Origin of the sequence: Arthrobacter psychrolactophilus, assembly GCF_003219795.1 — a bacterium.
GTDB classification, from domain to species: domain Bacteria; phylum Actinomycetota; class Actinomycetes; order Actinomycetales; family Micrococcaceae; genus Specibacter; species Specibacter psychrolactophilus.
In genome coordinates, this window is sequence record NZ_QJVC01000002.1 from 360,622 (window position 1) to 374,781 (window position 14,160).

At 61.8% G+C, this 14,160-nt stretch carries 9 protein-coding genes; 3 read left to right on the forward strand and 6 right to left on the reverse strand.

The features are described 5' to 3' along the window. Positions 1–21: 21 nt before the first annotated feature. From CVS30_RS04020 to CVS30_RS04035, 4 genes are all read right to left on the reverse strand, one after another. Complete coding sequence (locus CVS30_RS04020) at positions 22–1,500, reverse strand: sensor histidine kinase (protein WP_110484008.1); 1,479 nt, start codon at positions 1,498–1,500, stop codon at positions 22–24. A 104-nt stretch (positions 1,501–1,604) separates the two neighbouring features. Then, positions 1,605–6,479, reverse strand: a complete 4,875-nt coding sequence (locus CVS30_RS04025; protein ID WP_110484009.1) for an NAD-glutamate dehydrogenase — start codon at positions 6,477–6,479, stop codon at positions 1,605–1,607. A gap of 113 nt (positions 6,480–6,592) precedes the next feature. Next, entirely contained in the window at positions 6,593–8,014 is a 1,422-nt protein-coding gene (locus CVS30_RS04030) for a CpaE/TadZ family protein (RefSeq protein ID WP_245934422.1), read from the reverse strand. Beyond that, positions 8,011–8,652 carry a CpaB family protein gene (locus tag CVS30_RS04035; RefSeq protein ID WP_110484010.1) on the reverse strand — a complete coding sequence of 214 codons (642 nt, stop codon included), beginning with the start codon at positions 8,650–8,652 and terminating at the stop codon, positions 8,011–8,013. The genes CVS30_RS04030 and CVS30_RS04035 overlap by 4 nt, the downstream gene beginning before the upstream one ends. A 165-nt stretch (positions 8,653–8,817) precedes the next feature. Between CVS30_RS04035 and CVS30_RS04040 the strand changes: the two genes are divergently transcribed. After that, positions 8,818–9,036 carry a helix-turn-helix domain-containing protein gene (locus CVS30_RS04040; protein WP_110484011.1) on the forward strand — a complete coding sequence of 73 codons (219 nt, stop codon included), beginning with the start codon at positions 8,818–8,820 and terminating at the stop codon, positions 9,034–9,036. A gap of 32 nt (positions 9,037–9,068) precedes the next feature. Here CVS30_RS04040 and CVS30_RS04045 read toward each other — a convergent pair whose 3' ends face one another. Further along, positions 9,069–9,629 (reverse strand): hypothetical protein, encoded by a 561-nt coding sequence (locus CVS30_RS04045; protein WP_110484012.1) that lies wholly within the window; start codon positions 9,627–9,629, stop codon positions 9,069–9,071. 174 nt (positions 9,630–9,803) lie between these two features. Between CVS30_RS04045 and CVS30_RS04050 the strand changes: the two genes are divergently transcribed. After that, positions 9,804–10,580: a LysM peptidoglycan-binding domain-containing protein gene (locus tag CVS30_RS04050; RefSeq protein WP_110484013.1), complete on the forward strand. Its 777-nt coding sequence runs from the start codon at positions 9,804–9,806 to the stop codon at positions 10,578–10,580. 72 nt (positions 10,581–10,652) lie between these two features. Then, positions 10,653–11,231: an Rv3235 family protein gene (locus tag CVS30_RS04055; protein WP_110484014.1), complete on the forward strand. Its 579-nt coding sequence runs from the start codon at positions 10,653–10,655 to the stop codon at positions 11,229–11,231. Between the two features lie 117 nt (positions 11,232–11,348). On the opposite strand, the gene secA is transcribed toward CVS30_RS04055, so the two are convergent. Then, positions 11,349–14,126, reverse strand: a complete 2,778-nt coding sequence (gene secA, locus CVS30_RS04060) for a preprotein translocase subunit SecA (protein ID WP_110484015.1) — start codon at positions 14,124–14,126, stop codon at positions 11,349–11,351. Positions 14,127–14,160 lie beyond the last annotated feature (34 nt).

A 14,160-nucleotide genomic window follows, 5' to 3' on the forward strand; every position in this document is an offset into this window, starting at 1 on the left:
GCCTGTCGAGGCCTTTGTTGTTTAATTCCTGCTGATCAACGTCATCTGCATTTCCACCACTGTTCCGCCGCCTTCACGCGGGGACCAGTCGATCGTGCCACCCAGTTCGCTCGTGACGAGTGTCCGGACAATCTGAAGGCCTAGACCCTCGGCGATCGTCCCCTCAGGTAAGCCCACGCCGTCATCGGCGATCTTCACGGTCAACCCATCATCGCCAGCGGCCGTCTTGAAACGATTGGCCATGAGCCAGACAGTTCCCTCGCGATCCTGCAAACCATGTTCGACGGCGTTCGTCACCAATTCGTTGATGACCAGTGCCAGCGGGGTTGCGAAGTCGCTGGGCAATTCCCCAAAGGCGCCCTCACGTTCGGTGCGTACCCGCTGCGAAGGTGAGGCCACCTCAGCGGAGAGCCGGAACTGCCTGTCGATCAACTCATCAAAGTCAACGTTCTGGGCAAGACCCTGAGACAACGTCTCATGAACCAGCGCAATCGTCGCCACGCGGCGCATTGCCTGCTCAAGCCCCAGCTTGCCTTCCTCGCTGTGCATGCGGCGGGACTGCATGCGCAGCAAGGCCGCCACCGTCTGAAGGTTGTTCTTGACCCGGTGATGGATCTCGCGAATCGTGGCATCTTTCGTCACGAGTTCCTGCTCCCTGCGACGCAGCTCAGACACATCGCGGCACAACACCAAGGCGCCGAAGCGCTCCGTGCTATCGCGCAAGGGAATGGCGCGCAGGGACAAACTTACGCCTCGAGACTCAATCTCCGTGCGCCACGGCATCCGGCCGGTGACAACCAGGGGCAAGGACTCATCCACCATGCGACGATCCTTCAGCAGCCGGGTAGTGAGCTCGGCCAGGGAGCGACCCTCCAAGGACTCGCCGTCACCAAGGCGACGGAAGGCGGAGACGCCATTCGGGCTCGCGTACTGGACAATGCCGTCGACATCCAGGCGCAGGAGACCATCGCCCACACGAGGGGCACCACGGCGCGAGCCGGTCGGTGAGGCAAAGTCAGGCCATAGCCCGAGCGTGCCCATCTTCAAGATGTCGAAGGCACACTGGCGGTACGTCAGTTCAAGCCGCGAGGGCATCCGTGAACTAGAGAGATCCATGTGGGTCGTAATGACGGCAAGGGTGACCCCATTGCGCACCATCGGAATGGCCTCGACCCGCATCGCCATATCCGCGTTCCAGATCTTGGTTTCCTGCGAACGCTCAATATTCTGGCTCTTCCACGCCAGCTCCACGAGCGGCTCCAGCTCAGGCTGAATCTGCTCCCCCACAAAGTCCGCATGGAACATGGTGTGTGAGGTGGACGGGCGCACGTGCGCAATGGCTACGAAGCCGTCGTCTTCCGGCGTGGGAAACCAGAGCACCATGTCGGCGAAGGAAAGATCCGCGATCATCTGCCAATCGCCCACCAGCAAGTGAAGCCATTCGGCGTCGCCCGGGCCTAATCCTGACCGTTCCCGAATCATGTCGCCAAAGATTGCCATGGGGCTCCTTAAAAGATATAGATAGTGGTGCCTGCCAAGGTTGCGCAGGCACCACCTAAATAGTCGCAGCGTTCATGCCGCAACCACCTAATTACGTTAACGCTTTAACGTCGCACGATTGAACGCAAGAGCCTTAATGCTACCGACAATGACGCCATGTCGTCGCGCTCTAGCTCATTCACCTCGGCAAACATCTTGATGGCCCGAGAGAGCTGCTCCTGGTTTTGCAGTTCCCAGGCCGCAATGCGTTCCAACGCGTCGCTACCTGCCTCGGTGCTGTCCATGACATTGCGTGTCATATCCGCCGTGGTCGCGTAGAGGTCATCGCGGAGCGCGGCACGGGCCAGCGCCTGCCACCTGTCGTTGCGCGGCAGGGCGGTGATGCGTTCCAGAAGCGAGTCCACGTCGTAGCGGTTGTACAACGCGTAGTACACGCCAGCGACAGCTTCTTGGTCCTCGTGCAGGGTCTCGCTGACCATCGCGATGTCCAGCAGCGGGTAGCTCTCATACATTTCGGCCCAGCGACGTCCCAAAGCCTCGGGCATCTGGCACTCGGCTGCACGGGTGTACCCCTTGGCAACGCGGTCGGTATCGACGCCTTGGAAGAAGCCACCGATACGGCTGCTGAGCGAGCTGACGACCGGCGCGAAACGGCTCACGACCTCGTCGATGCTCTGGGTGCCGATGCCCTCGTTGACGAGCCAACGCACGGCACGGTCCAGGAGGCGTCGCATGTCCAGGTGCACGGCGCACCACTGCTCGGTGGGGAACGACGGTGGCAGTTCCCGAAGCGCAGCCCGGATGGAGCCGAACTCAAAGATCTCCTGCAAGGCGACGAAGGCCTTAGCGATGGTCACCTCGCTGGCGGAGGACTCCTCCATGGCTCGGAAGGCAAAGGTGATGCCTCCAAGGTTGACCATGTCGTTGGCCACGGCCGTTGCAATGATCTCCTTGCGCAGCGGGTGAGTGTCGATCTCGGCGTCAAAACGCTCGGACACGGCGGCCGGGAAGTAGCTGCGCAGGGTCTGCTTGAACCAGGGATCACTGGCCAGGTCACTCGCACTGAGGACCTTGGCCAATTCCATCTTGGCGTAAGCCAAGAGCACGGAAAGTTCCGGTGAGGTCAGGCCCTGTCCCGAGGCCACACGTGCCTCAAGATCAGCATTGCTCGGCAGCGCCTCGAGTTCACGGTTGAGATCCGCATGCGTCTCCAACCAGTCCATGAAGCGTTCATAACTGGGTGTCCACTCCACAACGCGCTGGCGGTCGTTGAGCAGGAGGATGTTTTGCTCAATGTTGTCTTCCAGCACCAGATGCCCGATCTCATCCGTCATCGACATGAGGAACTCGGTGCGTTCGCCGGCGTCGAGCTTGCCTGCGGCCACCATTCGGTCAACGAAGATCTTGATGTTGACCTCATGGTCGGAGCAGTCAACGCCGGCTGAGTTATCGATGGCGTCGGTGTTGAGGATGACCCCGTTCAGGGCTGCCTCGACGCGGCCCAGCTGGGTCATGCCCAGGTTTCCGCCCTCACCAATGACCTTGACCCGCAGATCGGCTCCGTCAACGCGGATCGCATCATTGGTCTTGTCGCCGACCGAGACATGACTCTCGGAGCGTGCCTTGATGTAGGTGCCGATGCCACCGTTGTACAACAGATCGCTCGGGGCCAGCAGGATCGCCTTGAGGAGCTCCGGTGGGCTCAGCTTCACAACACCTTCGGGCAGTCCCAGTGCCACGGCCACTTGCGGGGAGATCGGGATGGACTTCAACGACCTTGAGAAGACGCCACCACCGTCACTGATGAGTTCCGGGTTGTAGTCCTGCCAGGAGGAACGCGGCAGATCGTACAGGCGCTGGCGCTCGTCAAAGGCCGGTCCTGCCACGGGGTTGGGGTCAAGGAAGATGTCGCGGTGGTCAAAGGCGGCGATGAGCCGCACGTGGCGGGTGCGCAGCAGGCCGTTACCAAAGACGTCACCTGACATGTCCCCGACGCCAACCGCCGTGAACTCCTGAGTCTGGGTGTCGACGTCGAACTCGCTAAAGTGACGCTTGACCGACTCCCAGGCCCCACGGGCTGTGATGCCCATGGCCTTGTGGTCATAGCCGACGGATCCGCCGGACGCGAAGGCATCGCCGAGCCAGAAACCGTACTCGGACGAGATGGCGTTGGCCGTGTCGGAGAAGGACGCCGTGCCCTTATCCGCAGCGACCACGAGGTAGGTGTCGGCGGCGTCGTGGCAGACGACGTTCTCGGGAGGCACAACAACCTCGCCGTCGGCCGTTGCCAGCAAATTATCGGTGACATCCAGCAGTCCGCGGATGAAGGTTTTGTAGCTCGCCTGGCCCTCGGCCATCCAGGCGCCGCGGTCCACGGCCGGATTCGGCAGCGCCTTGGCGAAGAAGCCGCCCTTGGCGCCGGTGGGAACGATCACGGCATTCTTGACCGTCTGCGCCTTCACCAGGCCCAGCACCTCGGTCCGGAAGTCTTCGCGACGATCGGACCAGCGCAGCCCGCCTCGGGCGACCTTGCCAAAGCGCAGGTGTGTGCCCTCGACTCGCGGGGAGTAAACCCAAATTTCAAACATGGGAACCGGCGCCGGCAGGCCAATAATTTCGGCGGGGTTGAGCTTGAGGCTCAGGAAGTCGCGGCCACGGTAGTAGTTGGTGCGCAACGTGGATTCGATGAGGTTTGCGAAGGTTCGCAGGATCTTATCAGCGTCCAGGGTCGGTACATTTTCCAGTGCGGCATCGAGCCGGGCCCGGACCTCCGTGAGCAACCCGGGGCGGGCATCCTGGGCAAACTCCGGGTTAAAACGTGCGGCAAACAGCTCGATAAGTCCGCGCGTCACGGCTACGTTCTGCAGCAGGGTCGTGGCGATGAAGCCGAAGGAGTTCGTGTTTCCCATTTGGCGCAGGTACTTGGCGTAGGCGCGCAAGATGACAATCTGGCGCCAAGCCATGCCCTCGGTCAACACCAAGCGGTCAAAGTTATCTGACTCGCTGGCACCTGTGATCGCGGCGCCAAACGCCTCGTCCAAGAGGGCTGCAGTGGCGAGCGGATCCACGCCCTCGGGGTACTTTAGGCCCAGATCGTAGAGGAAGAAGTCGCGCTTGTCTTCGGTTTCAATCTCGAAGGGTCGCTCGTCGATCACCTCAAGTCCCAGGTTGTGGAAGAACGGCAGAATTCGGGTCAGGCTTTGCGGATGCGCCATGTACAGCTTGACGCGAGCGTCCTCCTCGAGCTCCACGCCGTGGCCGCTGGGCAGATAAACATGCAGCCCCGGTGCGCACTGTTCTGGGGTCTTGCCAGCCTCGATCGAGACCTTGTACTTCGCGTCAAAGTTCTCGAAGCGGGCAATGTCGGCCAGGGCGTCCTCTACCTCGAAGTCCACGCGGTAGCTGGCTGGGAATGCCTCAGCCCACTTGGAGACGAGGTGATCGGCACGGTCGTGGTCCTGCGAATCGCGCAGTACCTGCGAGATACCTTCGGGCCAGGAGCGGGCCGCACGGACGAGTCGCTCCTCCAGATCCGAGGTCTGCAAATCGGGCGACAGCTGGTAGTTCTTGGGCAGGCGAATACGGAAGAAGAGTCGCGCCAGGGCGGACTCGCTCATTCGCGCCTCAAAATCGATCGAGACACCATCGAAGGTGCGCATGAGTTCTTCCTCGATGCGATGCCGGACGGCCGTGGTGTAGCGATCACGCGGAATGTAGACCAGTGCGGACATGAAGCGTCCGTAGATGTCTGGGCGCAAGAACAAGCGTGTGCGACGGCGCTCGGCCAAGCGGAGGATGCCGGAGGCGATCTCGATCAGATCCGACACCTCGATCTGGAACAGCTCGTCACGGGGGTAGGTTTCCAGGACGGCAAAAAGGTCCTTGCCGGAGTGTGAGTTGGGCGGGAAGCCAAAGTGCCGCAGCACCGCATCCACCTTTTCCCGTACGACGGGAATGTTGCGTACCGAACCGGTGTAGACGGCTGAGGAGAACAGGCCGATGAAGCGCTGTTCGCCGTTGACGTTGCCCTGTGAATCAAAGGACTTGACGCCGATGTAGTCCAGGTAGGCGCTGCGGTGCACCGTGGAGCGTGAGTTCGCCTTCGTGATGACCAGGACGCGCTTTTCGCGGGCCTTGCGCTGGCCCGTGACGGTCAGGTGCTGAACCGTGGGGTGGCTGGAGCCGTCCCGGAGCAAACCTAGTCCGCTGCCTTCGCGGTTGACGAGGACCTCTTCGCCGTCGCGCCGGTGCAGATCATATTCCCGGTAGCCCAGGAAGGTGAAGTTGTCGGCCTCCATCCAGTGCAGGAGGTCCTCGGCCTCGCGCAGGTCCACGAGGGACTCGCCGGAGAGCACCGTCGCGAGGATTTCAGCGCGGCTCAGGGCCTTTTCGCGCATGGCCGGCCAGTCCTCCACGGCGGCACGGACATTGCCCAGAATGCGGTCTAAGCCGGTCAGCAATGCGGCTTTCGCCTCGTCGCCAATCTTGGGGATTTCGACAGCGATCCACGACTCAAGGAACGAGGCCGTGTGGTCATCGCCGAGCAGGTGGGCGATGTTGGGCATCGCTTGGGTGTCTCCGCTGGCCACGCCGGCATGCGAGGGAACCTTCGTCACCTGGGTCAGCTCGTTGCTGGACTTATCTCGGGACACGACGAAGACAGGGTGGGTGACTAGATGGATGGCTTGGTTCTGGCGCACGAGCTCGGCGCTGACGGAGTCCACGAGGAACGGCATGTCATCGGTGATGATGTAGACAACACTGGCATCGGATTCATCAAGGATCTCAATGTTGGCCTGCCCGGGGATACGCTTACTCGCCAGCTTTTGGTGTGAATACGCTCGCGCCTGCAAGGTCTCGGGGTCGTACAGCGACCCATCTTCCTCGGAGAGTTGCACAAAGTAGTCCGCAAGGAACCCCGCGCCGCCAAACTTGGCTTGGTCCAAGGCCGTCTCGTGGCTGGGTGAGTGCGATGACATGAAAATAACGCCTCCGTCAAGAGAAAATAGACCGCCTCATTGCGATCAGTACACCTGAGCCTAGTCCCGAATATCAACCCTTGCTGTGGCTGTTACTACAGGGTTTCCCGCATTCACTGGTCAGCTGCACAACTCATACCGCGGATGGCTATGCTCAGCGGTGCGTCCGGGGAGAGCTCCCTCAGGAGCCGGCCCTCGAGCAGCGCTCTATCCGTCAGATCGGGGTCCCACGGCAGGAAATGCGCAATGTCATAGTCGGGCCCAAAACGCTCCCAGGCGTGAATAAGCGACCTCTCCGGCGTGCCACCGACGGCCTTGCGCCGCACCTTGTTCACCACCACCTTGATGCTGCTTCCCGGACAGGCCTGCCCCAACTCGTCTAGGCCCCTGATCAGCCGCGGGATCCCGATGGGGTCGCTATTGCCCACCGCGTACACCAGGTCGGCGCGACCGAGAACGGCCAAGGTGGCTGCGTTACGCCGCGGCGCCACCGTGTCGTAGCTGAGTTCCTCGTCGTTTTCCAAGGCGAAGCCACAGTCCACAATGACCACCTCGGCAATCTTTCGCGCCGCATCAAGGACTCGTTCGACGGCGGCCGCCCGCAATTCGGGCCAGCGGTCGGCCCGCGTCAGTCCCGTCAGCAACGAAAAGCTCCCGCCCTCGAACACGACCTGCGTCACGGTTTTGGCTAGCTCCGCCGTGCTCATCCCGCCTTGATCGGCCACTCGGCAGGCTTGGGCAAAGGAGGCCGCCTCATCTAAGAGTCCCAACGTGGCGGCCACGCTGGCACCGTAACTATCTGCATCGATCAAGAGGACCTTATGACCCTTGACGGCTTGCTCGGCGGCAAGGTTGATGGCCACGGTGGTGCGTCCCGGAGACCCGGTGGGTCCCCACACAGCAACGATGCTGCCGCTATCGCCGGGGCGCTGCCCTGGCCCGACACTATTGACCCTGAGTGGTTGTGCTTGATCATGACCTCGGGAGTTCTTGGCACGCAGGTGCCAGCTACGCTTTCTCGGCAGGCTCTCGCCCGCGGTGGGGTCAGGAGAAGGTGCGCTGGCGGCGCGGGCCGGGGGTCCGGCGTCGTCCGTCTCTGGCTCATGCTGATGCAACACCGACTGGGCGGCAGAGCTGGCAGGCAGGGGCGCCGTGGGAACCGAAAATCCGCCCGAGCTGGGATGTCGCAGGCCCTCCACGGCCAGGCGAATCGTGTCGGTGAGGACCGTCGCCGTGATGGTCTCGGGAACCGTGGTGGCGCCGGCGCTCTGCAGGCGCCCGGACTGTTCCGCCGTGGCGGCCACGGCGACAACTAGGACACCCACGGCCGTGAGCCGATCGATCAACGTGGCCGTGAGCTCCTCGGTAAACTCCGCCACAACGGCCACCTGGGCCAGTCCGCTCTGACAGGCGGCCAGAAGCTCCGATAGCTCCGGGCAGCGCCGCACCACCTGCACCGTCCCGCGCGAACGGGCAAGCTCCTCGATCACCTGTGTTGCGGTGTCGCCGACCGAAACCACGCTGATCGTGGTCATGGGGCGGCGCCGGGGTTCCAGACGACGGCGACCTTGGCCTTGTTGGCGACGGCGCCGAGGAACTTGGGCATTTGGGAGTCGGTCACGAGGACCATGAGCTGGGTATTCTTGCCCGAACCCAGCGACGTTGCGGCCACATTGAGCGCGGCCACCTCGGCACCGGGAAGCATCAACACGGGGTCTTGGAAACCGTTGCGTTCATCGGGCAGGGCAATCCAGACGTCGACGTAGCTGCCCACGATGACTTCCTTGGGCAGTGGCTCATCGACCGTGACGGAGACGGGTTTTCGATCCAGTGCATCCATCTGCCCGATGCTGGAGCGGGAGACCAATTCCCCCTTGGGCACCATCCGCACAGCCACGGAATGCTCATCGAAGACATCGTGCGGGTCGAGGTATTTTCCGTCGACCTCACCCAATTGGACCTGTGCAATGGAAAAGGAATCGGCCGTGACTTTTTGGCCCACCACGAGCGCGTCCTTGGCCACATACATGGGTACGGTTTTTGCCGCGCTACCCACGAGCGCCACGACTCCGGCCACGGATGCCAGCACCATCAGGATGCCGATGAGTAATCGAGGATCCTTCCACGAGGGTTTACGCAGCCGGGCGGCCGCGTCAGATTCTTCCCCTGCCATAGTTCCTCCCCATCACGGGAACCTACCGCCAGCAACACCGCTGCCGTCTACCATTTCTACCGCTGATCAGGCCACCGTGAAAGACCTTGACGAAAATTGGGCCCAATCTGTGGATATCAACGGCGAACCTCGCCAAACATGGACAAAGGAGGGGATAATGGTCTTATGCCTCGATTCCTCACTTTGGCCGATGTTGCCGAACAGCTGCAGATCTCGGCTGCTGCCTGCTACGCCTTAGTTCATAGCGGTGAACTGCCGGCCTTCCAGATTGGCGGACGCGGTCAGTGGCGCGTGGATGCTGCGAAGTTTGAGCAGTTCATCGACGACCGCCACGCCGCTGCCCGCGCCATGTTGGCGGCAGAAAACTCAGCCTCAGCCAGTTGAGCCTGCGCGGTCGCTGCCCAGTATCCGCCGCCTTAAAATTCATTATCTGAGGCGGAGGCAATAGCGACGAGCGCCGCCAAGGGGACCACCACACTCCCCTGCGCATTCCCCCGGTCCCGGCCCACGCCGTCGGCCATTTGCATGAGCTGAACATAATCCGCGCCCACCTGGTCCAGCACTCCGCGCAGGCTGGCTGGCCGTGTCCCCGCCAGCTCGAGCACCACCGTGGAACGATTTCGAGCCAGCACCCGCAAGGCTGCCGGCAAGGTGTAAGGAACTCGCGATGTGGCCCGCACCCGGTGCGTCCCCACACCCTGAACACGGAGCACCATGGCCAGGGGCAAGAGCACCGAACGACGCTCCTGGCCCAGTAACAACCACTGTTGTTCCACGCGCTGAACCTCGCCATGAAAAACCGTTCCGCTCCTCATGGTCGCCGAAATTTGTCGTCCCAGGGCACCTCGTAGCACCTCGGAAAAGCTCAGCTGAGATGCCTCGATGCGGGCCAGTTCATTGATGTGCTGCTCGAGCTCCTGCTGCGTTTCGGCATGAAATTGCGCTTCTAGATCCCCAAAGAGCAGCTCCCATCGCATGGCGTCACGCTAAGCCCGTGCCGCGCCTTCCGTCAACAGATCGACAGCGATCCGGCATCCCGAGCACCACAATCTTGCCGAAGCTATGGACACGGACGCACTTTAGGGTTCAAAATAAGTCTTAGGTATTCAAAATAGCTCTAAACGTATCAAACGAGTTCAAAGGAGATCTCGGTGAAACGGCAACTATACGCAGACCTCGCCATGACGGGGGCGCTCCTGCTCCTGGCCGGCTCGCTGGTCTTCAGCGGTTTTTCGCTCCTGAGGATGCGCTGGAGCAGCATCGAATCCGGGCGCCTCCTGGATTTACCGGAGCTGATGGGTGTGGGCAGTGCGGGAGCGGGACTGGCACTGTTGTGTTGGTGGCTGACGGCTCTCATCTGCGCCTTGATCTCCCCGCTGGCACAGCATCTGGGCATCCCGAGGCTCGCAGCCTTCACGAACGCTTACTCTCCAGCGTTCATGCGTAGGATCGTGATCGCCGTGGTGGGCATAAATCTGCTAGCCGCTCCCCTCGCCACGGCAGCGCCGTCGGACGGAAGCGATCCGAGGTGGCAGCCGGGGACCGTTGCAACGACGCCAGCGCCGTCCAGCCCGGCGGCGACCAACACACTTCCTTCCGTGGACGTCGTTCCTGTCGAGCCGGCCTGGGTGCCGCGCACCGCTGCGACGGATCCCGCCTTGCTGGCCCGCCCACCGGCACGGGCCGAACGACTGCCCTCTGACGCACCCCAAGAACAATCCCAGAACCCCGCCACCGAAACGGATGTTGTCGTGCAGCAGGGCGACAGCCTCTGGAGCATCGTGGCCGCAGCGCTGGGCCCCTTTTCCAACGACGTCGACGTGGCGCTCGCCTGGCCGCGCTGGTACAGCGCCAATCGCGAAGCCATTGGCCCCGACCCAAACATCATCTTCCCCGGCCAAATCTTGCACGCACCCACCGCGCCATGAACCGGAAGGCCATTCGCACCGGGAGTGACGCCCCGACCGCAAGCTTCATCTTCAATGCACCAGGAGAACATCGTGAGTACAGCAGCCAGCTTTGAAGAATCTAGCCAACCCCGCCTTGTCGTGGTTCGCGCCGCGCAGCCAGACGCTTCAGGCCAGGAGGACACCGAGCAAAGCGGAGGCACCGTGGTGCGGCTCCCCAGCCAGGGTGAACGCACCAAACGTCGGGCCACTGAAGGATCCGCGGCAGCCGTGCGATCCCTCAACCCTGAGGCAGCAGATCGCGAAGTCGTGGCAGTCATGTCATCCAAGATCGCCCAGGCGGTCCTGGAAGTTCTCAGCGGTGTCCGTTCTGTCCAGCAGCTCTCGCGCTGGCTCGACACGATGTGTCTCAGCGCCCTCACCACCCGGGCGCGTCTGCATGCGGAGGCCTGCCGGGCCCAGCTTCGGCGGCAGAGTCATGATCCGAGCTACGGCAATGTCGCTACCTTGCATCACCAGCCAATCGTGCATTCGGTCCACTGCAGCCCTGTGGCACCGGGGATCTTTGAAAGCTCGGTCGTGATTTCTGATGCAAACCGTTTCCGGGCGGTCGCCATGCGGTTCGAACGCAGCAAGGGTCTGTGGAAGGTCACCGCGCTACAGATCGGCTAGCTTCCACCGCCATGAGAGCACGCAAAAAGCCGCCGTTGGATGGGGCCACAGCTTAGTGGTCCTTTTCCAACGACGGCTTTTGCCGGTTCTGGCAGTATCAGCCAGAACCATTCATGCTTAGCGCTTCTTCTTTTTCTTGGCACCCTTGCTGGCCGGACGCTTGGCCGACGGCGGTACGCCATCGCTGCTACGGCGTTCGACGTGAGTTTCTGCCTGTCCCTGAGCATCAGGAGCCGTGAACTGCAGCTGGGCCGGCTTTTCCGGAGCTTCCAATCCGGGAGCGGTGATCCGCGGGGCATGATCGTGGCCAGCGTGGTCATCGTCGGAGCCGGAGACCCGGTCCATGAGCGCCGAGGGAGCATCGGCGACAACTCCAACAGCGGTTTCCGGAGCGTTCTCTACCTGAACTTCGAGGTTGAACAGGAAACCAACGCTTTCCTCACGGATGCCGGCCATCATGGCCTGGAACATCTCGTAGCCTTCACGCTGGTATTCCACGAGAGGATCGCGCTGAGCCATGGCGCGCAGGCCGATACCTTCCTTGAGGTAGTCCATCTCATAGAGGTGTTCCTGCCACTTGCGTCCCACGACGGAGAGTACAACGCGGCGTTCGAGTTCACGCATGGTGGCCGAGCCTAGAGCAGCTTCACGTTCCTGGTAAGCAACCTTGGCGTCGGATAGCAGTTCGGTCTTGAGCAGGTCCGCGGTGATGCGCCCCTCGCCACCAACTTCTTCCGCGATCTCATCGACCGTGACCTGGACGGGGTAGATGGTGCGCAGGTTATTCCAGAGCGTGGGGAAGTCCCACTCCCCCGTGTTACCGGAGCTGACAGCGGCCTCGATGATTTCGTTGACGGTGTCCTCGAGGAAGTGCTGCACCTTCTCGTGGAGGTCATCGCCCTCAAGGATGTGGCGGCGATCGCCATAGATGGCTTCGCGCTGACGGTTGAGGACGTCGTCGTACTTGAGTACGTTCTTACGCTGTTCGGCGTTACGTCCCTCAACCTGTCCCTGCGCGGAGGCGATGGCCTTGGAGACGAGCTTGGATTCCAAGGCCACGTCATCGGGCATGGACGAGCGGGACATGAGACGCTCGGCTGCTCCGGAGTTGAACAAGCGCATCAGATCATCCGTCAGCGATAGGTAGAAGCGGGATTCGCCCGGGTCACCCTGACGGCCGGAACGTCCACGCAGCTGGTTGTCGATGCGGCGGGATTCGTGGCGCTCGGTACCCAAAACGTACAAGCCACCGGCTTCCAGGACTGCCTCATGCTCGTCCTTGACGGCGAGCTTGGCTTCCTCGAAGGCCTCATGCCAGGCGGCCTCGTACTCTTCCGGTGTTTCTTCCGGGTCGAGCCCACGGGCAGCCAAGGCGGCAACGGCGTTGAACTCGGCGTTGCCGCCGAGCATAATATCGGTTCCACGGCCGGCCATGTTGGTGGCCACGGTGACGGCGCCGCGACGCCCTGCCTGAGCCACGATGGCGGCTTCACGGGCGTGGTTCTTAGCGTTCAAAACCTCGTGCTTGACGCCTGCCTGCGACAGCTTCTTGGACAGGTACTCGCTCTTCTCCACGCTGGTGGTACCCACCAGAACCGGCTGACCGGTTTCGTGACGCTCGGCAATATCTGCCACGACGGCGTCGAACTTTACAACCTCGTTCTTGTAGACCAGGTCGGGCTGGTCCACGCGCTGCATCGGCTTGTTCGTGGGGATCGGGACGACGCCGAGCGAGTAGGTGCTCATGAATTCGCTGGCTTCGGTCTCGGCCGTACCGGTCATGCCGGCCAGCTTGCCGTAGAGGCGGAAGTAGTTCTGCAAGGTCACGGTGGCCAAGGTCTGGTTCTCAGCCTTGATCTCCACGCCTTCCTTCGCCTCAATGGCCTGGTGCATGCCTTCGTTGTAGCGACGTCCGGCCAGGATACGGCCCGTGTGCTCGTCAACGATGAGGACTTCGCCGTCCATGATGACGTAGTCCTTGTCGCGCTTGAAGAGTTCCTTGGCCTTGATGGCGTTGTTAAGGAAGCCGATCAGCGGGGTGTTGGCGGACTCGTACAGGTTGCTAATGCCGAGGTAATCCTCAACCTTTTCAATGCCCTCTTCCAGAACACCAACCGTGCGCTTCTTCTCGTCAACCTCGTAGTCTTCTTCGTTGTTCAGGCGCAAGACCACCTTGGCGAACTCGCCATACCAGCGGTTGGCGTCGCCCGAGGCCGGACCGGAAATGATCAGCGGCGTACGGGCCTCATCGATGAGGATCGAGTCAACTTCATCGACGATGGCGAAGTTGTGGCCACGCTGAACGAGCTCGTCCTTGCTCCATGCCATGTTGTCGCGCAGGTAGTCAAAGCCAAATTCGTTGTTGGTTCCGTAGGTGATGTCGGCGGCGTACTGGGCGCGACGAACCGACGGGTCCTGGTTGGAGACGATGCAACCGCTGCTCTGGCCCAGGAAGCGGAAGACGCGTCCCATGAGGTCGGACTGGTACTGGGCGAGGTAGTCGTTCACCGTGACAACGTGAACACCCTTGCCGCTGAGCGAGTTCAGGTAAGCCGGGGCGGTAGCCACCAGGGTCTTACCCTCACCGGTTTTCATTTCCGCAATGTTGCCCAGGTGCAAGGCGGCGCCGCCCATGAGCTGGACACGGAAGTGGCGCAGACCCAGGGTACGGGAAGAGGCTTCACGAACGGCAGCAAAGGCCTCCGGGAGGAGTTCGTCCAAGGTCTCGCCGTCTTTGTGGCGGGCCTTGAGCTTGTCCGTTTCTTCACGCAGTTCTGCATCGGTGAAGGTCTGAAAAGAGTCCTCCAAGGAATCGATAGCGTCGGCAAGGACGTTGAGTCGTTTAAGCGTCTTACGATCGCCTGTCCGAAGGACTCGCTCAAGAAGTGATGGCACGAAATTGCTCCCAATCTATTGCTGCCTAAAAGTG